At 60.8% G+C, this 20,334-nt stretch carries 22 protein-coding genes; 12 read left to right on the forward strand and 10 right to left on the reverse strand.

All coding sequences use genetic code 11. The features are described 5' to 3' along the window. Positions 1–871, forward strand: an 871-nt coding sequence (locus Q0672_RS13655; protein WP_298623009.1) for an ISAs1 family transposase, incomplete at its 5' end; no start/stop codon positions are given. Positions 872–1,064: 193 nt separating this feature from the next. Here Q0672_RS13655 and Q0672_RS13660 read toward each other — a convergent pair. From Q0672_RS13660 to Q0672_RS13670, 3 genes are read right to left on the reverse strand one after another with little or no spacing between them, the layout of a single operon-like run. Further along, positions 1,065–1,949, reverse strand: a complete 885-nt coding sequence (locus Q0672_RS13660; protein ID WP_298623010.1) for a hypothetical protein — start codon at positions 1,947–1,949, stop codon at positions 1,065–1,067. Beyond that, a complete protein-coding gene (locus Q0672_RS13665) occupies positions 1,946–2,629 on the reverse strand; it encodes a hypothetical protein (protein ID WP_298623011.1) in 684 nt (227 codons plus the stop codon). Before Q0672_RS13665 ends, Q0672_RS13660 begins: the two co-directional genes overlap by 4 nt. A gap of 52 nt (positions 2,630–2,681) precedes the next feature. After that, complete coding sequence (locus Q0672_RS13670) at positions 2,682–4,178, reverse strand: leucyl aminopeptidase (protein WP_298623012.1); 1,497 nt, start codon at positions 4,176–4,178, stop codon at positions 2,682–2,684. A 105-nt stretch (positions 4,179–4,283) separates the two neighbouring features. On the opposite strand from Q0672_RS13670, the gene lptF reads away from it, so the two are divergent. Further along, positions 4,284–5,360 carry an LPS export ABC transporter permease LptF gene (gene lptF / locus Q0672_RS13675; protein WP_153161688.1) on the forward strand — a complete coding sequence of 359 codons (1,077 nt, stop codon included), beginning with the start codon at positions 4,284–4,286 and terminating at the stop codon, positions 5,358–5,360. Continuing rightward, positions 5,360–6,436 (forward strand): LPS export ABC transporter permease LptG, encoded by a 1,077-nt coding sequence (gene lptG / locus Q0672_RS13680; RefSeq protein ID WP_298623013.1) that lies wholly within the window; start codon positions 5,360–5,362, stop codon positions 6,434–6,436. The genes lptF and lptG overlap by 1 nt, the downstream gene beginning before the upstream one ends. Positions 6,437–6,454: 18 nt before the next feature. On the opposite strand, the gene Q0672_RS13685 is transcribed toward lptG, so the two are convergent. From Q0672_RS13685 to Q0672_RS13700, 4 genes are all read right to left on the reverse strand, one after another. Beyond that, the gene (locus Q0672_RS13685; RefSeq protein WP_367179962.1) at positions 6,455–6,838 is read right to left on the reverse strand and encodes an RDD family protein; all 384 of its coding nucleotides are present in this window, start codon (positions 6,836–6,838) and stop codon (positions 6,455–6,457) included. 95 nt (positions 6,839–6,933) lie between these two features. Then, the gene (locus Q0672_RS13690) at positions 6,934–7,593 is read right to left on the reverse strand and encodes a DUF3106 domain-containing protein (protein ID WP_298623015.1); all 660 of its coding nucleotides are present in this window, start codon (positions 7,591–7,593) and stop codon (positions 6,934–6,936) included. Next, positions 7,566–7,940 (reverse strand): DUF3619 family protein, encoded by a 375-nt coding sequence (locus Q0672_RS13695; RefSeq protein ID WP_153161684.1) that lies wholly within the window; start codon positions 7,938–7,940, stop codon positions 7,566–7,568. Before Q0672_RS13695 ends, Q0672_RS13690 begins: the two co-directional genes overlap by 28 nt. After that, on the reverse strand, positions 7,937–8,500 hold the full coding sequence (locus tag Q0672_RS13700; protein ID WP_153161683.1) for an RNA polymerase sigma factor: 564 nt from the start codon (positions 8,498–8,500) through the stop codon (positions 7,937–7,939). The genes Q0672_RS13695 and Q0672_RS13700 overlap by 4 nt, the downstream gene beginning before the upstream one ends. A gap of 175 nt (positions 8,501–8,675) precedes the next feature. Between Q0672_RS13700 and Q0672_RS13705 the strand changes: the two genes are divergently transcribed. From Q0672_RS13705 to Q0672_RS13725, 5 genes are all read left to right on the forward strand, one after another. Then, entirely contained in the window at positions 8,676–10,385 is a 1,710-nt protein-coding gene (locus tag Q0672_RS13705; protein ID WP_298623017.1) for an acetolactate synthase 3 catalytic subunit, read from the forward strand. Positions 10,386–10,494: 109 nt separating this feature from the next. Further along, complete coding sequence (gene ilvN / locus Q0672_RS13710; RefSeq protein ID WP_153161802.1) at positions 10,495–10,986, forward strand: acetolactate synthase small subunit; 492 nt, start codon at positions 10,495–10,497, stop codon at positions 10,984–10,986. Between the two features lie 74 nt (positions 10,987–11,060). Next, on the forward strand, positions 11,061–12,077 hold the full coding sequence (ilvC, locus tag Q0672_RS13715) for a ketol-acid reductoisomerase (RefSeq protein ID WP_153161681.1): 1,017 nt from the start codon (positions 11,061–11,063) through the stop codon (positions 12,075–12,077). 152 nt (positions 12,078–12,229) lie between these two features. Beyond that, positions 12,230–13,018 carry a CDP-diacylglycerol--serine O-phosphatidyltransferase gene (pssA, locus tag Q0672_RS13720; protein WP_153161680.1) on the forward strand — a complete coding sequence of 263 codons (789 nt, stop codon included), beginning with the start codon at positions 12,230–12,232 and terminating at the stop codon, positions 13,016–13,018. 132 nt (positions 13,019–13,150) lie between these two features. Continuing rightward, positions 13,151–14,683, forward strand: a complete 1,533-nt coding sequence (locus Q0672_RS13725; RefSeq protein ID WP_153161679.1) for a 2-isopropylmalate synthase — start codon at positions 13,151–13,153, stop codon at positions 14,681–14,683. Between the two features lie 16 nt (positions 14,684–14,699). Here Q0672_RS13725 and Q0672_RS13730 read toward each other — a convergent pair whose 3' ends face one another. Beyond that, entirely contained in the window at positions 14,700–15,068 is a 369-nt protein-coding gene (locus Q0672_RS13730) for a DUF2069 domain-containing protein (protein WP_153161678.1), read from the reverse strand. Continuing rightward, positions 15,065–15,661 (reverse strand): NAD(P)H:quinone oxidoreductase, encoded by a 597-nt coding sequence (gene wrbA, locus Q0672_RS13735; protein WP_153161677.1) that lies wholly within the window; start codon positions 15,659–15,661, stop codon positions 15,065–15,067. The genes Q0672_RS13730 and wrbA overlap by 4 nt, the downstream gene beginning before the upstream one ends. Before the next feature lie 36 nt (positions 15,662–15,697). On the opposite strand from wrbA, the gene Q0672_RS13740 reads away from it, so the two are divergent. Beyond that, the gene (locus tag Q0672_RS13740; RefSeq protein ID WP_298623020.1) at positions 15,698–16,999 is read left to right on the forward strand and encodes a YihY family inner membrane protein; all 1,302 of its coding nucleotides are present in this window, start codon (positions 15,698–15,700) and stop codon (positions 16,997–16,999) included. On the opposite strand, the gene Q0672_RS13745 is transcribed toward Q0672_RS13740, so the two are convergent. Then, positions 16,987–18,480: a hypothetical protein gene (locus Q0672_RS13745; RefSeq protein ID WP_298623022.1), complete on the reverse strand. Its 1,494-nt coding sequence runs from the start codon at positions 18,478–18,480 to the stop codon at positions 16,987–16,989. The two genes, Q0672_RS13740 and Q0672_RS13745, sit on opposite strands and share 13 nt — an antisense overlap. A gap of 214 nt (positions 18,481–18,694) precedes the next feature. On the opposite strand from Q0672_RS13745, the gene rpsP reads away from it, so the two are divergent. The 3 genes from rpsP to trmD are packed head-to-tail and all read left to right on the forward strand — an operon-like array spanning position 18,695 to position 20,266. Beyond that, a complete protein-coding gene (rpsP, locus tag Q0672_RS13750; RefSeq protein ID WP_153161674.1) occupies positions 18,695–18,946 on the forward strand; it encodes a 30S ribosomal protein S16 in 252 nt (83 codons plus the stop codon). Positions 18,947–18,983: 37 nt separating this feature from the next. Beyond that, positions 18,984–19,487, forward strand: coding sequence for a ribosome maturation factor RimM (rimM, locus tag Q0672_RS13755; protein WP_298623024.1), 504 nt, complete (start codon positions 18,984–18,986; stop codon positions 19,485–19,487). After that, complete coding sequence (trmD, locus tag Q0672_RS13760) at positions 19,487–20,266, forward strand: tRNA (guanosine(37)-N1)-methyltransferase TrmD (protein ID WP_153161672.1); 780 nt, start codon at positions 19,487–19,489, stop codon at positions 20,264–20,266. The genes rimM and trmD overlap by 1 nt, the downstream gene beginning before the upstream one ends. Positions 20,267–20,334 lie beyond the last annotated feature (68 nt).

Genomic DNA, 20,334 nt, shown 5'->3' on the forward strand with positions numbered 1-20,334 from the left:
GGCGTTTCGTGAATGGGTGGCTGGGGTGATTCCGGCGCTGCGGCAGGAGCAGGTGATCGCCATCGACGGCAAGACGAGCCGGCGCACGACGAGCAAGGCGGCAGCGGCGCCGTTGCACATGGTCAGCGCCTTTGCTGCCGAAGTCGGTCTGGTGCTCGGGCAGGTCGCCACCGATCGGAAATCCAACGAAATCACCGCGATTCCGCAGCTGTTGCGCACGCTGGACGTGGCCGGCTGCATCGTCACCATCGATGCGATGGGTACCCAGACGGCCATCGCCAGCGAGATTCGCGAGCGCGGTGCGGATTACGTGCTGTGCGTGAAGGACAACCATCCGAAGCTGCTCGACTCGATCCTGCTGGCTCAGGCCGGTGTGGGCGGTGCGCTGCAGGCGGTCTCGACCTGGGAGAGCCGCAACCGCGGGCATGGCCGAGACGAGTGGCGGCGTTGCTGGGCCTTCGAAGCCCGCGATCGGCTCTACAAGGGCGAGCAGTGGCGCGATCTGAAGAGCTTTGCCGTGGTCGAGCGCACCCGCACCGTCGGTGAGAAGACCAGCGTCGAGCGGCGTTACTACATCAGCAGCTTTGCCCCCGATGCCGAGAAATTCATGCACGCCGTGAGAAGCCATTGGGAAGTGGAAAACCGGCTTCACTGGTGCCTGGACGTTCAATTCGGCGACGACTATGCCCGTGCCCGCGCAGGCCATGTGGCCCACAACCTCGCACTGGTCCGCCACATCGCCCTGAACCTCATCCGGCTCAACACCTCCGTCAAGACCAGCATCAAGACCAAGCGCCTGCTGGCTGCCAACTCCGACGAGTTTCGGGCAACCCTGCTGGGGTTTGACGTCGATGAGGATGAGGACGATTGATGTCATGCGGGTAGCTGCGGGAGCCCTAGATTCCCACCCTGGCTTCCGTTTGTTGCAAAAAAAAGTCTGCTCGTCTGACAATCGCTTCTTAAAGCCAGAATCACCTTCTTTAAATCGGACTTTGCTAGACTCCCAATGGCGCTATCTTTGGACGGAGTGTAGTAACTTCGCCCTGATAGCTGTGCATTAGCCCTCAGTTTGTGCGCCTATTCATTATGCAAAAGTATCGACCGTATTCAGATACGGCCTTTTTGCTCTCCTCGTTGGAGAATACGACTTTAATTTTACTTTTGGCCAATTTTTCTTCAAGAATTGAAGGTGTATAGTAATTAATTGTATATAGTCTTAAGTTTTGTGGTGCGTCCTTGGGTTTTTTTTGTATTCTTTTTGAAATAAACAGTCTTGCTAAATGGTTTTGCTTTTTTATTGTTGAGATTTTGATGTTTGTCTTGTACTTGTTTGGGGTTAAGCCGGTTTGACTAAGCCCTCTTTCGTAAAATGCCAAGCAGTTTGATGGAATTTGTTTGTTTAATAATTTTTTCTTATTGTTGGTGCCATTATTTAGGATTGCGCCATAGTCTAATATTAATGTAGTCTGATTTATTAAGATTTTCTTTAAGAAAGCGATCATTTTTTTTGTCGGGTAATTTGAGAATGTGCCCCCAATTAAAAATATGATGGCACTTTGGTGTCTCGATATTTGTTGAATTTTCTTGATGATTCTTGAAGAGAAAAAATCTCCTTTTAGCGTAGTGTTAGGTAATTGCGCGTTGCGGCAATTGATGCTGGCGATTGCGAGCATTGATTTAGATTGATCTATAAGTGTTATGTGTCTTATTGTTTTTATGTATTTTGCAGCTTCTATTTCGAGAGTTGCATCTCCGCATCCAATTACGATCGCGTGTGCCGCAGAGGTATGGCTACTTTTTGATACTACCTCTAGTAGCTCATCAATATCTGATGCTTCTGCTTTTTCAGATGAAATGGTAATGGTTGAATTGTTGGATTTGTAATTGTCGTAAAATAGGTATTGTTGAATTGTTTTTTTGTGTCTTCTGCTTGCTCTAAATTTTTTCATAAAAGTTCATCGATGCAATATTGCTTGTCAAGTTGAGATTTCCAGTCTTTGAAAAGTTCTTCGGCTGCTTCGTCATCAACGGGGCCTTTTGTTGTTATTTTGTGGCGAGGGGCTTGAGAGTATATTGTTGGACTGAGTCGCATTGGTCTGTGAGCGTCGTAAGTTTCGTGTATGACGAAACCGCAATGAAACTCTCTGTGCGCCGACATAAATAACGGCAAAATATCTATAGATGGTTCCTCGTTTTCGTCGGAGGATGATCCAAATATTACTAGTGTTTTTCCTCTAAAGGCAGCCTCGATTTCGTAGGTTGTTTCCCCTTTGTTGTCGGAATGGCAGGATAGTTCGCCATGAAGGCCAATTTCATCTGACGAAAGGCGAAGTGTTGCAGTTGCATGCATCCATAGCGGAATTCCATTGTCTTCGGTTCTGTAGTAGCAATACCAAGTTCCAACGTATTTGCTTAAGTTTGGGCTTGGTGATGTGAAGCGAGGTTTCGTTAGTAATTTTTTAAGTGAGTCAGTCAATTCGTCGCCGACTGTTGATGTTATTAGAAAAGCTAATGTCACGCCAAGTAGTGACGATCCAGCCTGTGCGATTAGGTTGTAAGTTCCGTCGTTGCCTGCGAGAACTCCAAAAGCAGTTGTTGCGCCGCCGATTATAAATAGCAAAGAGTACACCAAGAATCGTAGACGGCCGGGTGAGATTGATCTCATTATGCGAGTCCTTTTGTTACGGTTTTTTTGCGTTGCAATGATCGATCAAGAATTGAATTAATAATGGCGTAGGTCTTCCTGTGCTTCTTTTGTCTTTTCCTCTTTGCCAGGCAACGCCTGTTATGTCGAGATGGGCCCATTTGACGTCCTGGGTGAATCGACTTAGAAAATAGGCTGATGCACCAAAGCTTCCTTCGGGAGGGCCAACGTTGGCCATGTCCGCGAAATTTGTGGATAAATTCTCAAAATATTCATCGTCCAGAGGCATTGACCAGCAAAAGTCGTTTGAATTATTTGCAGCTTTGGTGAGCGCTTCTTGCAGTTCACTTGAGTTTGTGAAAAGTGCCGCCCGTTTTGTTCCAAGAGCGATTACCGTCGCCCCTGTGAGTGTTGCGACGTCGATTACATACTCAGGATTGAATAGTTTTGAATAGCTAAGAGCGTCTGCTAAAATTATTCTGCCTTCGGCATCCGTATTTAGGATTTCAATAGTACTTCCGGACATGGATGTAACTATATCTCCTGGTTTGATTGAGCTTCCTCCGGGCATGTTCTCTGTGGCTGGAATTAAGCCAATAACATTTATCTCTTCACCAAGTTTGGCTATGGCTTTTATGGCGCCAAGGACACAGGCTGCACCGCTCATGTCGTACTTCATATCAAACATACCCTCAGTTGACTTTAGCGAGAGGCCGCCGCTGTCGAACGTGATGCCCTTGCCCACCAGCACGACCGGCTTGTCCTTGGCCTTGCCGCCCTTGTAGTTGAGGATAATGAACTTGGGCGGTTCGTGGGAACCACGGGCCACCGACAGCAGGGCGCCCATGCCGAGCTTTTCCATGTCGCCTTTTTCGAGCACCTCGACCTTGATCTTGTGATCCTTGGCGAGCTTGCGGGCGGTGGTGGCAAGGTAGGTGGGCGTGCACACGTTGCCGGGCAGGTTGCCGAGGGTCTTGGCGAGGGCCATGCCTTCGGCGATGGCGGTACCACGGCGCAGGGCGGCTTCGAGCGGGGCGGTGTCCTTGGCCTTGGCGATGAAGACGACCTTCTTCACGCCTTTCTTCGATTCCTCGCGCTTGGACTTGAGCTCGTCGCAGCGGTAGGTGCTGTCCTTGAGGATCTGCGCGGCCTGGGAGATACGCCAGGCGAGATCGCGGTGGGGCAGTTCGGTCTCGGTGAGGATGAACGCGGCATCCGCGGCCACCGAGCCGGCGAGCTGCTTGGCAGCGGCACCGACGGCATCGCGGTAGGATTTGTCGGTGAGCTCGTCGGCCTTGCCGAGGCTCACCAGCAGCACACGGGGTGCGGCGATGCCGGGCAGGTCGTGGAGCATCAGCGTGGCGCCGACCTTGTCGTCGAGTTCGCCGCGGGCGACCAGGGCGGTGATGGCGCCGTCGGCAGCCTTGTCGAGGGCCTTGGCGGATGCGGTCAGATCGCTGCCGGCGTACACGCCGACAACGACGCAGTCGCTCTTGAGTTTTTCCGGTGATCCGGCCTTTATGGTAAATTCCACCCGCTTCTCCTTGGAAACACGCGTCATTGGGACATCGCGCCATTATGGCCGGCACCCTGGCGGACGTCAAAACGGCTGTCCGGCAACGCAAGACCCCTTCTCCGCATGATTTTTCTCAGAGCCGCCCAGCGCGAATTCACCCAGAACGCCGTCGCGGTTTTCGTGGCGCTGTTCGCCATCCTGATTTCCACCGTGCTCATCCGCCTGCTTGGTCAGGCCGCGGGTGGTCGCGTGCCGGCCGACGCCGTGCTGGCGCTGATCGGTTTCGGCGCCGTTGCGCAGATGCCGGTGGTGCTGTCGCTCACGATCTTCATCGCCGTGCTGATGACGCTTTCCCGCTGGTATCGGGATTCCGAAATGGTCGTGTGGTTCTCCAGCGGCCTGCCGCTTACCGCGTGGGTGCGGCCGGTGCTGCGCTTTGCGCTGCCGGTGGTGGTGCTGATCGCCGCGCTGTCGCTCTTCGTGGCGCCCTGGGCTCAGAAGAAGAGCGTGGAATATAAAGAGCAGCTCAGCAACCGCGACGATGTCTCGCGGGTTGCGCCAGGCCTGTTCCGCGAATCCTCTGGCGGTGAGCGGGTGTTTTTCGTCGAGGCGCTGTCGGGCGAGGAAGGCCGTGCCCGCAACGTGTTCGCGAGCAGCATGCAGAACGGCCGGCTCGGCGTGATGGTCGCGTCGGAAGGCCACACCGAAGTCGATGCGACCGGCAACCGCTATGTGGTGCTCGAGCGTGGCCGGCGCTACGAAGGCACGCCCGGCACGCCGAGTTATCGGGTGATGGAGTTCGAGCGGTATCAGATATTGATGGAATCCAGGGAGGCGCAGTCGGCGCCCCGTCAGCCCAAGACCCTCGCCTTGCCGGCGCTCATCAAGAGCGCAGATGACCGCAGCCGGGGCGAACTGCTGGCTCGGATCAGCACGCCGGTACTGGCGATCATGCTGTCGCTGCTGGCGATCCCCCTTTCCTTCGTCAATCCCCGCGCCGGGCGGACCAACAACCTGATCCTCGCGGTGCTCGTCTATCTGATTTACAGCAACGCGGTGAGCGTCTGCCAGGCCTGGGTGGGGCAGGGGCGCCTGCGCTTCGATGTGGGGCTGTGGATTCCCCACTTGGCGATGCTCGGTGTGCTGGCCATCCTGTTCTACCGGCGGATCAGCGTATTTGCGCGCTGGCGGAGGCGCTGATGATTCCCGTTTATATCCGCTACCTGAGCCGCGAGATCTACGCGGCGGTGTTCCTCGTCCTGCTGGCTTTCCTCGGGCTGTTCGCGTTCTTCGATCTCGTCAACGAGCTCGACGAGATCGGCAAGGGGGGCTACATGCTTCATCACGCGGCGATTTACGTCGCGATGATCATGCCCGGCCGGGTCTATGAACTGATGCCCATCGCGGTGCTGATCGGTACGCTCTACGCACTGACGACCCTCGCCCGGCATTCCGAGATCACCGTGCTTCGGGCCTCTGGCTTGTCCACGCGGCGCTTCCTGCTTGGCCTGCTGTCGATTGGCAGCGTGTTCGTGGTGATCACCTTCATTTTTGGCGAGTACCTCGCTCCGCCGGCCGAGCGCGCGGCCCAGCAGTGGCGGCTGGCGGCAACCCGCTCGATGGTCTCGCAGGAGCTGCGCACCGGCCTGTGGGTTCGCGACGGCCGACGCTTCGTCAACGTGCGCAACGTGCTGCCGGACACCACGCTGCAGGGTGTGCGTCTGTATGAATTCGACGACCGGGCGGTGCTGCTTTCGATCAGCGAGGCCGAGAAGGGTGTCTATGACGAAAGTACCGGCTGGAGTCTCACCAATGTGGCGCAGACCCGCTTCCTGCCTGATCGGACCGAAACCGGAAAGCTCGACAGTCTGCTCTGGAAATCCGAACTGACCCCGGATGTGCTGTCGGTGCTGATGGTGGTGCCGGAGCGGATGTCGGTCGAGACCTTGTATTCCTACATCCGTCACCTGGAGGAGAACAATCAGCGCACCACGCGCTACGAGATCGCCCTCTGGAAGAAACTCGCCTACCCCTTTGCCGCGCTGGTGATGATGGGGCTGGCGCTACCCTTCGGCTACATGCAGACGCGCATGGGCGGGGTGAGCCTGCGGGTGTTCTCGGGGATCATGATCGGGGTCGGTTTTCATCTGCTGAACGGCCTGTTCTCAAACCTGGGCGTGATCAACGGATGGGTGCCGGCCGTCGCGGCGCTGACGCCCAGCGTCACTTTTCTGCTCGCTGCGGCGGTGATGATGTGGTGGGTGGAGCGCCGCTAAGCGCTCCGTTCATGCCGATTATTGTGGGGTCGTCAGCAGGACGATCCGGGTGCCGGCAAGGCGATCGTGCAGGAACTGGCGGTCCCGGTCGAGTAGCGCCCAGATCAGGCCTACGCCAAGAAAACACACCGATGGCCACGCCAGCACATAGCGCAGTGCAGCCTGGCCCGTGGTGACGGGCTTGCCATCCAGGTCGACGATCCTCAGTTTCCACGTCTGCATCGCCAGCGTCTGGCCGCCCCTGCGCCAGTACCACAGGTAATACCCACCCAGTACCACGAAGACGTACGCCCACAGGAAGCCGCCTTCCGGGGTGTAGTTGGTCCCAACCCCCAGGATGAGCAGCGGTACCATGAAGGTGAGCGCCAGCACGCCGAGGAGGAGCAGGCTTTCATAAAGCATGCTGGCTAGTCGGCGGCGAATGCCGGCCAGTTCGGCAGATTGCCGCGCAGACGGCTTGGCCGTCGGCTTTGTTTGCATTGGGGGCATTGGTTGGATCAGGGTTTTGCCGACGTGCCGACGGCCGGTGCGGCGGATGCGGTGACGGGGGGCTCGATGGCCGCAGGCACGGAGGAGGTGGGTGTCTCTGCAGCCGCCGGTGCGGCGGTTGCTGCGGTCGGTGCTTCGACGACCGGTTTCTTGATGACGATCCTGGGCACGGCCGGGCGTGGCGGCGGCGGAGCGGTCAGCGGCTTGATGGGAGGCGCGCCTATCTTTGGAATGGCTACCTTGGCTGGCGGCGTCTTGGCGGCTTCCTCAAAGCGCTGCTTCTCTTCGCTGGGCAGATCCTTGTAGGTGTTCCACTTCTGGCGCAGGGCTTCGCGCTGCTCCGGCGGGATCCGTTGCAGGTTGCGGTATTGGTCGCGGGCAACAGCCCGCTGTTCCGGCGTCAGCGAGAACCAGGTTTCCATCCGGCCCTGAAGGCGTGACTGCTCCTCCGGCGTGTAGCCGGGGAAACGCTCGGAAATACCCGCCCACTTGCGCTTGCGCTCGTCAGAGAGTGCGTTCCATTCCTTGGCGAGCGGTGCCAGCGTGCGTTGCTGGTCCGGGCTCAGCTCATTCCAGGACGGCGCCTTCAGGGGCGGGGATGCAAGGGCAGATGTGGAGCACGCAATCGCGAGGATTGCGGTTACTCGGGCGAGTCGTTTTGAACCCATGCGTCGAATCCGCGATCCAGGTAGGCGTCAATGGGAAGATCGTCTGCGAGGAGGGCGCTGTCCAGTTCCTCCATCTCGGCAGTGCGCTGTAGCTCGCCAAGGAAGCCACTGCCCACGACGGCAAGAATGATCAGCAGCATCGCCAAGGCAGACCGGCCTTTCGGCGCGATGTAGTTCGAGAACAGGTTGCCGATGCCGGCGAGGCTCAAGCCGCCAACGGCGACCTTCTGCCGGTCGAGCGCTTTCTGGCGGGCCTTGTGAAGACGGCTGGTGATGTCCGGCGAGAGTTCACGCGTGGATGCGTTCAGATGTTGCCGGATCCGGAACTGAAGGTCGTGTTGATTCATAACGTGATGCCCTTTGCTGCAAGCGCCGCTGCAAGGGTGTGCGTTGCCCGGGAGCAGTGCGTTTTCACGCTGCCCTCGGAGCACCCCATTGCCGCTGCGGTCTCGGCGATATCCATTTCCTCCCAGTAACGCATGAGGAAGGCTTCGCGTTGACGTGGCGGAAGCTTTTCGATTTCTTTTTCTATGACACCAAGGGTCTGGCGTTGTTCGAGTTGCGCCTGGGGCGATTCGCTCTTGTGCTCGCTGTCGGCGGACTCGATGGTTTCGAGCGGATCGTGCTCGTCATCCTCTGGTCCCGAGAAGGCGGACAGGAGAGTTGTCCACAGGCTACGCACCTTCTGGCGGCGGTAGTAGTCGCGGATGACGTTCTGGAGGATGCGCTGGAAGAGCATCGGCAGCTCTTCGAGGGGCTTGTCGCCGTATTTTTCGGCGAGCTTCATCATCGCGTCCTGGACGATGTCGAGGGCCGATTCTTCGTTGCGCACGGCAAACAGGGCCTGCTTGAAAGCCCGTTTTTCGACGCTCGCGAGAAAATCCGATAGTTCGAGGCGGGAGGGCAGGAGAAAATCCTCTGGAGTCGGGAAAGCGCGCCGCCGGGGCGCAGCAACCGGTAGTCTGCACCGAGGGTGCGGACGCTGTGTTCATTCGTGGAGCACGATGGCGTGCCTTGACCAATTGCTGCCTCGGCGGTATGGTTCGACGTTTTACATTGCCGAGACAGCTTCGGGTGCATAGATGGTATTGACCGGTGCGGAAATTGTAATCAGGTGTCTCCAGGAAGAAAAGGTTGATTATCTTTTCGGTTATCCCGGTGGAGCCGTTCTCTACATCTACGACGAGTTGTTCAAGCAGGACAAGGTTCGCCACGTGCTCGTGCGTCACGAGCAGGCCGCGATCCACGCTGCCGACGGCTACGCCCGCTCTACCGAGAAGGTCGGTGTTGCGCTGGTGACGTCGGGGCCTGGTGCCACCAATGCCGTGACCGGCATTGCCACCGCCTACTGCGACTCGATCCCGCTGGTGATCATCTCCGGTCAGGTGCCCGTGGGCGCCATCGGCCAGGATGCCTTCCAGGAAGTGGATACGGTTGGGATCACCCGTCCGTGCGTGAAGCACAACTTCCTGGTGCGTGACGTGCGCGAGATCGCCGACACCATCAAGAAGGCGTTCTACCTCGCCAAGACCGGTCGCCCCGGCCCGGTGCTGGTCGATATCCCCAAGGACATCACCGCCCAGAAGTGCGAATTCGAATACCCGCAGACGGTCTCGATGCGCTCCTACAACCCCGTCGTCAAGGGGCACCAGGGGCAGATCAAGAAGGCCCTGCAGCTGCTGCTCGAAGCCAAGCGCCCGATGGTCTATGCCGGTGGTGGCGTGGTGCTCGGCAACGCGGCGGACAAGCTCACCGCGCTGGTGCGCAAGCTCGGCCTTCCCTGCACCAACACCCTGATGGGCCTCGGCGGCTATCCGGCCACCGACCGCCAGTATGTGGGCATGCTCGGGATGCACGGCAACTACGAAGCCAACATGGGCATGCACTACTGCGACGTGCTGCTCGCCGTGGGTGCCCGCTTCGACGACCGCGTGATCGGCAGCCCGGCGCACTTCGCGTCAGAGCCCCGCAAGATCATCCACATCGACATCGATCCGTCGTCCATCTCCAAGCGCGTGAAGGTGGATGTGCCCATCGTCGGCGACGTGGGCGAGGTGCTCGGCGAAATGCTCGCCATGCTCGACGCTGGTGCCGAGACCAACGATCAGGAATCCCTGGGCGTGTGGTGGAAGCAGATCGAGGAGTGGCGCCGTCGTGACTGCCTGAAGTTCAATCAGGGCGACGAGCTCATCAAGCCGCAGTTCGTGATCCAGAAACTGTGGGAAGTCACCGGCGGCGACGCCTTCGTGACCTCCGACGTGGGTCAGCACCAGATGTGGGCTGCCCAGTACTACAAGTTCGACAAGCCGCGTCGCTGGATCAACTCCGGCGGCCTCGGCACCATGGGCTTCGGCCTACCGGCCGCGATGGGCGTGCAGCTCGCGCATCCGGGCTCGCCCGTCGCCTGCGTGACCGGCGAGGCGTCGATCCAGATGAACATCCAGGAGCTCTCCACCTGCAAGCAGTTCCGTCTGCCGATCAAGGTTGTGATGCTCAATAACCGGTATCTCGGGATGGTCCGCCAGTGGCAGGAGATCTTCCACGGCAACCGCTACTCCGAGTCTTACATGAACGCACTGCCCGACTTCGCCCGACTGGCCGAAGCCTATGGGCACGTCGGCATCCGCGTGGACAAGCCGGGTGACGTGGAAGGCGCGCTGCGCGAGGCTTTCCAGCGCAAGACCGACCTCGTCTTCCTCGACATCCAGGTGGATCAGACCGAAAACGTGTATCCGATGGTCCAGGGCGGCAAGGGCCTGACCGACATGATCCTGTCGGCCGAGGATCTCTGATAACGGCGGGCCGGCCGTGGTGAAGACTTCACGCCGCCGGCCCGATCCATCGACTCCGCTCGACGCCCAGTGGCTGCGCGGGCTGATGCAACTGCCTAACACCAAGACTATGCGACACGTCATCTCCCTTGTCATCGAGAATGAATCCGGTGCGCTTTCCCGCGTTTCCGGCCTGTTTTCCGCTCGGGGTTACAATATCGAATCCCTCACGGTGGCCCCCACCGAGGATGCTTCCCTCTCCCGCATGACGATCGTCACCTCCGGTTCGGACGACATCGTCGAGCAGATCACCAAGCAGCTCAACAAGCTGGTTGAAATCGTCAAGGTGGTTGACCTTTCCGAGTCCGCCCACATCGAACGTGAGCTGATGCTCATCAAGGTGCGGGCGACCGGCAAGGACCGGGAGGAAATGAAGCGGCTGGCGGACATCTTCCGCGGGCGCATCATCGACGTGACGGACGCCAGCTACGTCATCGAGCTGACCGGGACCCAGGCCAAGCTCGACTCCTTCGTCAGTGCGATCGAACCGGCCCTGATCCTCGAAACCGTGCGTTCCGGGATCTGCGGCGTCGGTCGTGGCGAGCGGGTATTGAAGGTTTAATGTTCGGGGCGCAGCGAATCCTCGCATCTCGCGTCGCCCCTTGATTTGCTCATCTTCTGTCAGAAAGGCAAGAAATGAAGGTTTTTTACGATAAGGACGCCGACCTCTCCCTGATCAAGGGCAAGCAGGTCACGATCGTTGGTTACGGCTCCCAGGGCCACGCCCACGCCCAGAACCTGAAGGAATCCGGCGTCAATGTGACCGTCGGTCTGCGCAAGGATGGCGCTTCCTGGAACAAGGCTGTGGCTGCTGGTCACAACGTTCAGGAAGTTGCCGAGGCCGTCAAGGTCGCCGACGTCGTCATGATCCTGCTGCCGGATGAATCCCAGCCGGACGTCTACAAGAACGACATCGCCCCGAACATCAAGCAGGGCGCCACCCTGGCCTTCGCCCACGGCTTCAACGTTCACTACAACCAGATCGTGCCGCGTGCCGACCTGGACGTGATCATGGTCGCCCCGAAGGGCCCGGGCCACACCGTCCGCTCCGAATACCTCAAGGGCGGCGGCGTGCCGACCCTGATCGCCGTCTACCAGGACAAGTCCGGCAAGGCCCGCGACATCGCCCTGTCCTACGCTGCTGCCAACGGCGGCACCAAGGGTGGTGTGATCGAGACCAACTTCCGTGAAGAAACCGAGACCGACCTCTTCGGCGAGCAGGCTGTCCTGTGCGGCGGCGCTGTCGAGCTGGTCAAGATGGGCTTCGAGACCCTGACCGAAGCCGGCTACGCTCCGGAAATGGCCTACTTCGAGTGCCTGCACGAGCTGAAGCTGATCGTTGACCTGATGTACGAAGGCGGCATCGCCAACATGAACTACTCCATCTCCAACAACGCGGAGTATGGCGAGTACGTGACCGGCACCGAAGTCATCAACGAGAAGTCCCGCGAAGCCATGCGCAACGCCCTGAAGCGCATCCAGACCGGCGAATACGCCAAGATGTTCATCCTGGAAGGCAAGACCAACTACCCGTCCATGACCGCCCGTCGTCGTCTGAACGCTGCTCACCCGATCGAAGTGGTCGGTGGCCAGTTGCGCGACATGATGCCGTGGATCAAGGCCAACAAGCTGGTCGACCAGTCCAAGAACTGATCTGAGCTGTCTTGATTGACGCGCGGGGGACGAAAGTCCCCCGTGTCGTTTCCGGAGTCCCGCCTGGATTGAAACCCTTTTGGGTGCCATTTCAGGTTAGGCGGATTCTCCTGCGTTACAATTCCGTCCGGTTCCATTCATCGCCCGAATCCATGGCCGATCTGCAATCCCGTAAGCCCTTGCTCAACCCCGAGCGGCGTCGCCGGGGCATCTACATCCTTCCCAACCTGTTCACGACCGCTGCGCTGTTCGCCGGCTTCTATGCCATCGTGCAGGCGATGAACGGGCTCTTCGAGCAGGCGGCGGTGGCGATCTTCATTGCCATGGTCCTGGACGGCCTCGATGGCCGTGTGGCGCGCCTCACCCGGACCCAGAGCGCCTTCGGCGCCGAGTACGACTCCCTTTCCGACATGGTTTCCTTCGGCGCGGCGCCGGCCCTGATCGTCTACGAATGGGCGCTCAAGGGCATGGGCAAGCTGGGCTGGATGGCAGCCTTCATCTACTGCGTCGGCGCGGCCCTGCGGCTGGCCCGCTTCAACACCAACATCGACGTGGTGGATAAGCGCTACTTTCAAGGGCTGCCCAGCCCTGCGGCGGCGGCCCTGGTGGCGGGCCTGGTGTGGGTGATGATCGACAACGGCATCGCCGGCCCCGACATCCGCTGGTACGCATGCGCGCTGACAATCTTTGCCGGCATCTCGATGGTCAGCAACGTGCTCTTCTACAGCGGCAAGGAGATCAACCTGCGCAAGAGCGTGCCCTTCATCGTCATCATCGCCTTCGTGATCGGTCTGCTGCTGGTTTCCAGCTATCCGCCCGGGGTGCTGTTCGGCCTGTTCCTGTGCTACGCCGCCTCGGGCTACGTGCTCGGTGCCTGGAACCTCCTGAAGGGGCGCAAGCGCAGCGCCGCGGTGGCCGACAAGGCCGACCCCCAGCCCTGATCCGTCGGGATGCAGTGCGCGGCATGCGTGCTGCTCGCCCGACCGTTTTCATTCCAATCCGAATTCCGTCCGGCCCATTGAACGGCCGGGCCATTGCCCAATCAAATTACAGAGACTCGGCAGGAGCCCATCATGAACGACCAGTTGATCATTTTCGATACGACCCTCCGCGACGGCGAGCAGAGCCCTGGCGCGTCGATGACTCGGGATGAAAAGCTGCGGATCGCCCGCCAGCTCGAGCGCATGAAGGTCGACGTGATCGAGGCCGGTTTTGCCGCTGCGTCCAATGGCGACTTCGAAGCCGTCCGCGCGGTGGCCGAGGCGATCAAGGAATCGCGGATCTGTTCGCTGGCCCGGGCCAACGAGAACGACATCCGCCGCGCCGGCGAGGCCATCCGCCCGGCCGCCCAGAGCCGCATCCACACCTTCATCGCCACCAGCCCGATCCACATGGAGAAGAAGCTGCGCATGGCGCCTGACCAGGTGGTCGAGGCAGCAGTCAAGGCGATCAGCTGGGCGCGTGAATACACCGACGACGTGGAGTTCTCGGCCGAAGACGCCGGTCGCTCCGAGATCGACTTCCTGTGCCGCATCTTCGAGGAAGTCATCAAGGCTGGCGCCAAGACGATCAACGTGCCTGATACCGTCGGCTACAACATCCCCGAACAGTTCGCGGCGACCATCCGTACCCTGATCGAGCGCGTGCCGAACTCCGACAAGGTGGTGTGGTCGGTGCATTGCCACAATGACCTGGGTCTCGCGGTGGCCAATTCGCTGGCCGCCGTGCGTGCCGGTGCCCGTCAGGTGGAATGCACCATCAACGGTCTCGGCGAGCGTGCCGGCAATGCCTCTCTCGAAGAGGTGGTGATGGCCGTGCGCACCCGTCGCGACATCTATCAGTGCGACACCCGCATCGACACCACCCACATCGTGCCGGCCTCCAAGCTGGTGTCGGGGATCACCGGCTTCCCGGTGCAGCCGAACAAGGCTATCGTCGGCGCCAACGCCTTTGCTCACGAATCCGGCATCCATCAGGATGGGGTGCTCAAGCATCGCGAAACCTACGAGATCATGCGGGCCGAGGACGTGGGCTGGTCTGCCAACAAGCTGGTGATGGGTAAGCATTCCGGCCGCAACGCCTTCCGCTCCCGTCTGCAGGAGCTCGGCGTGGTGATCGAATCCGAAGAGCAGCTCAACCACGCCTTCGCCCGCTTCAAGGCCCTGGCCGACAAGAAGCACGAGATTTTCGACGAGGATCTGCAGGCGTTGATGAGCGACGAAAGCTCCGAGCCGAAAGAGCACTTCCGTCTGCTCTCCGCGGCCTTCCATTCCGAAACCGGCGAAGAGCCGAGCGCCCGCGTGACCCTGTCGGTGGGCAACAAGGAGGAGAACGTCCAGTCCTCGGGTTCCGGCCCGGTGGATGCGGCCTTCAAGGCGATCGAAGGGATCGCGAAGAGCGGCGCCCAGCTGCTGCTGTATTCGGTCAACGCGATCACCACTGGCACCGATGCCCAGGGCGAGGTGACCGTGCGCCTGTCGAAGGATGGTCGTGTCGTCAATGGTCAGGGCGCCGACACCGATATCATCGTCGCGTCGGCCAAGGCCTATCTCAACGCGCTCAACAAGCTGCAGAGCAACATCGAGCGGGTGAACCCGCAGGTCTGACCTGCGGGTTCGGGTTTCAGGCGTCGCGCTGCGGCGCCTGGGCCAGCCGGGACGGCGCGGTGGCGCGGGCGTAGAGCATCGCGGCCATGAAGAAGATGACGCTCAGCGCAGCCTCGGCCAGCGCCAGCAGGTTGCCCGGCGGGGCGTCATTGGTGCGGATCACGCCTTCCGTCAGGTAGAGCAGGATCAGCATCGTGCTCCATTGGTAGGTGTAGCGGTTTCCGCGCAGGATGCCGAAGAGCGGCACCATCAGCGGCAGTACCTTGAGGGTCATCCATGAGCCGCCCGGTCGGAGCGGGGCGAGGATCGCTTCCCACGCCAGGCAAAGGGAAATCAGGGCCAGCAGCGAGATGATGGCGATCAGCGAGAGGGTCTTGGGTTTCATTGGGGTGCGAGCTTCAGGGCGGTTTCGGCCAGACGTTTGCCCAGGGCAAAGGCGAGGCGCTTTTCTTCTTCGGTGAGGCGGGTGTTTTCGTCTTTCCCGGCCACGTGGGTGGCGCCGTAGGGCGATCCCCCACTGGCGGTGCCGGTCAGGTCAGGCTCTGAAAAAGGCAGGCCGACGATCACCATGCCGTGGTGCAGAAGCGGTGTCATCATCGATAGCAGCGTGCTTTCCTGACCCCCGTGCTGGCTGGCTGACGAGGTGAATACGCAGGCCGGCTTGCCGGCCAGGGCGCCCGACAGCCACGGGCCCGCCGTGCCATCCAGAAAATACTTCATTGGCGCCGACATGTTGCCGAAGCGCGTGGGGCTGCCCAGCGCCAGACCGATGCATTCCTCCAGATCCGACATCTCCGCATACGGGGCGCCGCGCGCCGGGATGTCGGCCTCGGTGGCCTCACAGACCGCGGAGATGCGTGGTACGGTTCGCAGCCGGGCTGCGGCGCCGGGAACTGAGTCGATGCCGCGCCCGATCACTTCGGCAAGGGCACGCACGGAGCCACGGTGGCTGTAATAGAGAACGAGGATTTCCTGCATGGTGGGGCCTGTAGAACGGAAGGGCATTATACGTAAATGAATTCCCCCGCTGACTCCCGGCCCGACCCTCAAGCGGAAGTCGCGCCCGCGGGCGACTCGCTTGTGCAGTCCGCGGCGCATCTGCTGCGCGTCATCTGGCAGCGCTTTCAGGATGGGCGCTGTGCGCAGGTGGCTGGCAGCCTTGCTTTCACTACGCTGCTCTCGCTGGTGCCCTTCATCACCCTGGTCGCGGTGGTGCTCAGCAAGTTTCCCCAGTCGGCGCAGCTGGATGCGGCGCTGCGGGGCTTTCTGCTCGACAACCTGCTGCCCGAGAAAGCCGGCAAGGTGATCGCGACCTACGCATTCCAGTTCAGCCAGAAGGCCACCAATCTGACCATCGTTGGCGCGCTGGTGCTGGTCGTCACGGCGGTGATGCTCATGCGGACGATCGACACGGTCATCAACCAGATCTGGATGGTGCGCAGTCGCCGTCCGTGGGCGACGCGCCTCGCGGCTTACTGGGTGGCCCTGTCGTTCGGTCCCCTGCTGCTGGCGGGTGGGGTGTTTCTCGCAACGGCGATGCTGAGCATGTCCCTCGACCTCATGAACGAGCCGGTCTGGCTTGAAGCCGCGCGGCTGCGGGTGGTGTCTGTGACGATTCTTGGGTGCGTGTTCACTGCGCTCTACTACGTGGTGCCCCATTGCAGCGTCAGGTTTTCGGATGCTGCCCTGGCCGGTTTTCTGGCGGCGCTGGCTTTCGTGGTGATGCAGCGGCTCTTTGGTCTGTATCTGAGTCATTTTCCCAGTTACACGCTGGTGTATGGGGCGTTTGCGGTGGTGCCGATCTTCCTGTTGTGGCTCTACCTGTCGTGGATTGTGGTCCTGCTGGGAGCGGTAGTTGCCGCTGTGCTGCCCGAACGTGACGTGCTGCGACGGCCGCTGCCGGCGTTTCCGGGGCGGCGGGTCTATGTGGCCTTGTTGCTGCTGGTTGAGCTGGCGCTGGCCCAGCGCGCGGGGGCGAGTCGGGATGTGGCCCGGCTGTCGGTGGCCGGCCGGTGTGGTCACGGCGAGATCCAGGAATTGCTCGAGATGCTGGAGATGGCGGGCATCGTGGCCCGACGCGAGCAGGGCGGATGGCTGCTTGCCCGGGCTGCGGAGGATGTTCAGGCGGGGGAGATCGGTCGCCTGTTTGGCTGGAACAGCCTGATTCAACCGCAGCCCGTCACCACCTCAGCCGGGGCTGCGGTCGATGCCTGCTGGCACGATGTGCTTGCCGCGCTGGACGCGTCGGCGTCCGTCACGCTTGCGACCCTGGCAGCCAGCGGCGGCGGGCGCACTGGCTCGGGTCAGAGCGGGTAGGGGTCGATCTCGTACTGGAACAGCTCGACAGCCGGGGTCTGGATGTCGAGGCTGAGAAGCCGCCCCTGGGCGATATAGAGGCGCTGGACGTCGGACACCAGCATGAAGCGCCGTGCCGAATAGGTGCCCGCTGGCGCCAGGATCGCCTGCTGGCGCCCCAGGGCCGCCACGGGCGGAAGCACCAGTGCGGGGCGCATGGGGCGTAATTGCTCGGCGTTACGGAAGCCCACCGAAACCGGCTTGGCGGCGTTGCCGATGACCTGCAGGCCCAGCTCTATCTGTTCCGGCGTTTCGGTACGAATCCAGCGCACGATGCACAGCGACCAGGGTTCCTCATCGCTTCGCCGGATGGCAATGGCGATGCCCGGAGTCAGATTGTTGGCCGTCCCGGTCACCTGCATCACGGCATAGCCGGTCGGGCTTTCGTTAACGACCATCCATTCGGAGGCGTAGCGGTTCTGGCGGGCCGTCCCGGGTTCGCGAAGCATCTTCCAGATGGTCTCGAGGCCGCTGCAGACGCTGACGGCGTACTGATTGCGGCGCCGTGCGTGCTCGCGGTGCGGAGGCGATGCCCAGTATTCGCGAACGCGCCGGAGCAGCGTTGCCGTTGCCGAACGGGACAGGCCGGCGGGAAGGTTGGCGGGCTCGGGGCCTTCGCCTTCGAGTTGCTCGATCAGCGAAGTGGTGCGACGGGCGAGTTCTTCGGCCGTGAAATAGATGAGGCCGTCGACGGCCGGCGGGTCGCGGCGGTTGATTGAAACCGGCGGGGCGTCCTGATCGAGATCGATCCACAGCCAGCCATGCCCTGGATCGCTCGGCACCGAGTGCCGGATCGTCACGTACTTGGCGTTGGCCGAGAGGAATTCGGAAAGCCAGCTGATTTCGGCGCTGGTCAGCCCTTCCGGTTGTGCTGCGACGAAGGCCAGCAGGTATTTGTAGGCCTTGAGGGTTGCCTCGGGAATGCCGCCTGCCTTGGCGTCGGCGGGTGATTCGGCGCGACTGCCCTGGAAAAAGCCGTGGGCCCGCTGCCAGAACTCGAAAGGCGCACTGTTGCCGGCCAGGTGGGCGATGGTCAGTTGCTCGCCGAGGATTTCCAGCGCCTTGGCGCTGATGACTTCCGGATTGCGGCGCATCGTCCGGACGAGCCGGTGCTGCACTTCCGCAAGCACTTCGCCATAGCCTGAGGCAACCTTTCCGAGGGCGGCCACGAGCCGGGAGGCGGAGCGGTGGAGGCTTACCGAGAGGGGCAGGGTGGCGACGGCGAAGCGCTCGCGATGCATCTTGCTGATCGCCAGCGCACGGGTGTGGAGCAGATCGAGACAGCGATGGAACTGGTTGCGGCTGATCTCCGGGCGACCGAGATCGTCGAGGTGACGGACGAGGGCCGCCAGCTCAAGATCTGCATCGGCAGTGAGGTCGGTGGCCAGCCAATCGAGGATCGGGGCCGTGCGGTCGGATTTTGGGGAGTCGGCGGCGCTCATTGCCAAGGTTTTCTCGTAACCAGCTTGCTATTGTAATTAAGTTACCAGAAACATGTGGCTGGAATCCGCCTGTCTGCTTGCATTTGGTGCATTCCGCGAATCCGGCCGTCCGATTTGGCAGGGCTGGCGTGCAGGGCCAAGCTTGTCTTGCGGTTTTTCGCTAGGTGCCTTAATATCCAACGTTTTTCCAATTTCCATCGGATCAGGGATAGTCATGGTTGTCATTCGTCTTGCCCGCAGCGGTTCCAAGAAGCGTCCTTTCTACAACATCGTCGCCGCTGATTCCCGCAATCGCCGCGATGGCCGTTTCATCGAGCGCGTTGGTTTCTACAACCCGGTTGCCTCGGGCGCTGAAAAGGGCCTCGTCGTGAACACCGAGCGTCTGGCCTACTGGCAAGGCAACGGTGCTCAGCTTTCCGACACCGTCGCCCGTCTCGTCAAGCAGTCCGCCAAGGCTGCTGCCTGAGCGTCGGTATCAAACCCAGCCTTATGAGCGTCGATCAATGATTGTATTGGGGCGAATTGTCGCTCCCTTCGGTGTCAAGGGTTGGGTGCGGGTTCATCCTTTCGGGGATGATCCGCTTTCATGGAAGAAGATGCCCCAGTGGTGGCTCAGTACCGATCCTGATGGTTCGGACTGGGTGCCGTACACGTTGACGGGCTGTAAGGAGCATGGCAAGGGCGATCTTGTGGCCGCCTTTGCCGAAGTGCCCGACCGCAACGCTTCGGAAGCCGTCGCGGGTTACTACATCGCAGCCCCGCGGGAGGCGATGCCAAAGCCCGACGAGGACGAATTCTACTGGGGCGATCTGATCGGCCTGGAAGTGCGCAACGCCGCTGGCGTCGTTCTTGGCAAGGTGACTGGCTTGCTGTCCACGGGCGCGCACGATGTGCTGCAGATTCAGGATGGCGATACCGAGCGCCTGATTCCCTTCGTCGCGAGCTATGTCGGCAAGGTGGATGTTGCTGCTGGCGTGATTTCGGTGGAGTGGGAAGCGGATTGGTGATGCCGGCTTCTGGTCGCAGGGCCTTTGACGTCATCACGCTGTTTCCTGAAATGTTTTCGGCGCTGTCCGGATTCGGGATCACCGGGCGTGCCCGGGAGCGTGGGCTCTACGAGCTCAACTGCTGGAATCCCCGGGATTTTGCCGAAGACCGTTACCGTACTGTGGATGATCGCCCTTATGGCGGTGGCCCCGGAATGGTGATGCTGCCCGGTCCGCTCGAGAAGGCGATCGTCGCCGCCAAGGCGCGTCAGCAGGCTTCGGTCGGCAGTGCAGGTCGGGTGATCTACCTGTCGCCCCAAGGGCGCCGTCTGGATCACGCGCGTGTGCTCGAGCTTGTGGCCGAGCCGGCCGTGGTGCTGTTGTGCGGCCGCTATGAAGGTGTTGATCAGCGTTTGATCGAACGCTGCGTCGACGAAGAAATTTCGCTGGGTGACTTCGTGCTTTCGGGTGGGGAGTTGCCGGCAATGGTATTGCTCGACTCGATGATCCGGCAATTGCCGGGCGCATTGAACGACGAGGATTCGGCGGTGGAGGATTCCTTCGTCGATGGTCTGCTGGATTGCCCGCACTACACCCGCCCGGTGCTCTACGAGGACATGGCGGTGCCGGACGTGCTGCTGTCCGGTAATCACGCCGAGATCCGCCGCTGGCGGCTCCAGCAGTCCCTCGGCCGCACCGAACAGCGGCGGCCGGATCTGCTGGAAGGGCGTGCGTTGAGCAAGGAAGAATTCCGTCTGCTGGAAGCTTTCCGGCGGGCAGAAGCGAAACCGGCGGATTAGTCTTCCGGTTTCATAAAAAAGGCGTGTACCAGGTGGCGACCTGCTCTGCACGAAGGGCCAAAGGCCTC

The sequence above is a fragment of the uncultured Zoogloea sp. genome (genome assembly GCF_937894855.1).
In the GTDB taxonomy this organism is placed as follows: Bacteria; Pseudomonadota; Gammaproteobacteria; order Burkholderiales; family Rhodocyclaceae; genus Zoogloea; species Zoogloea oryzae.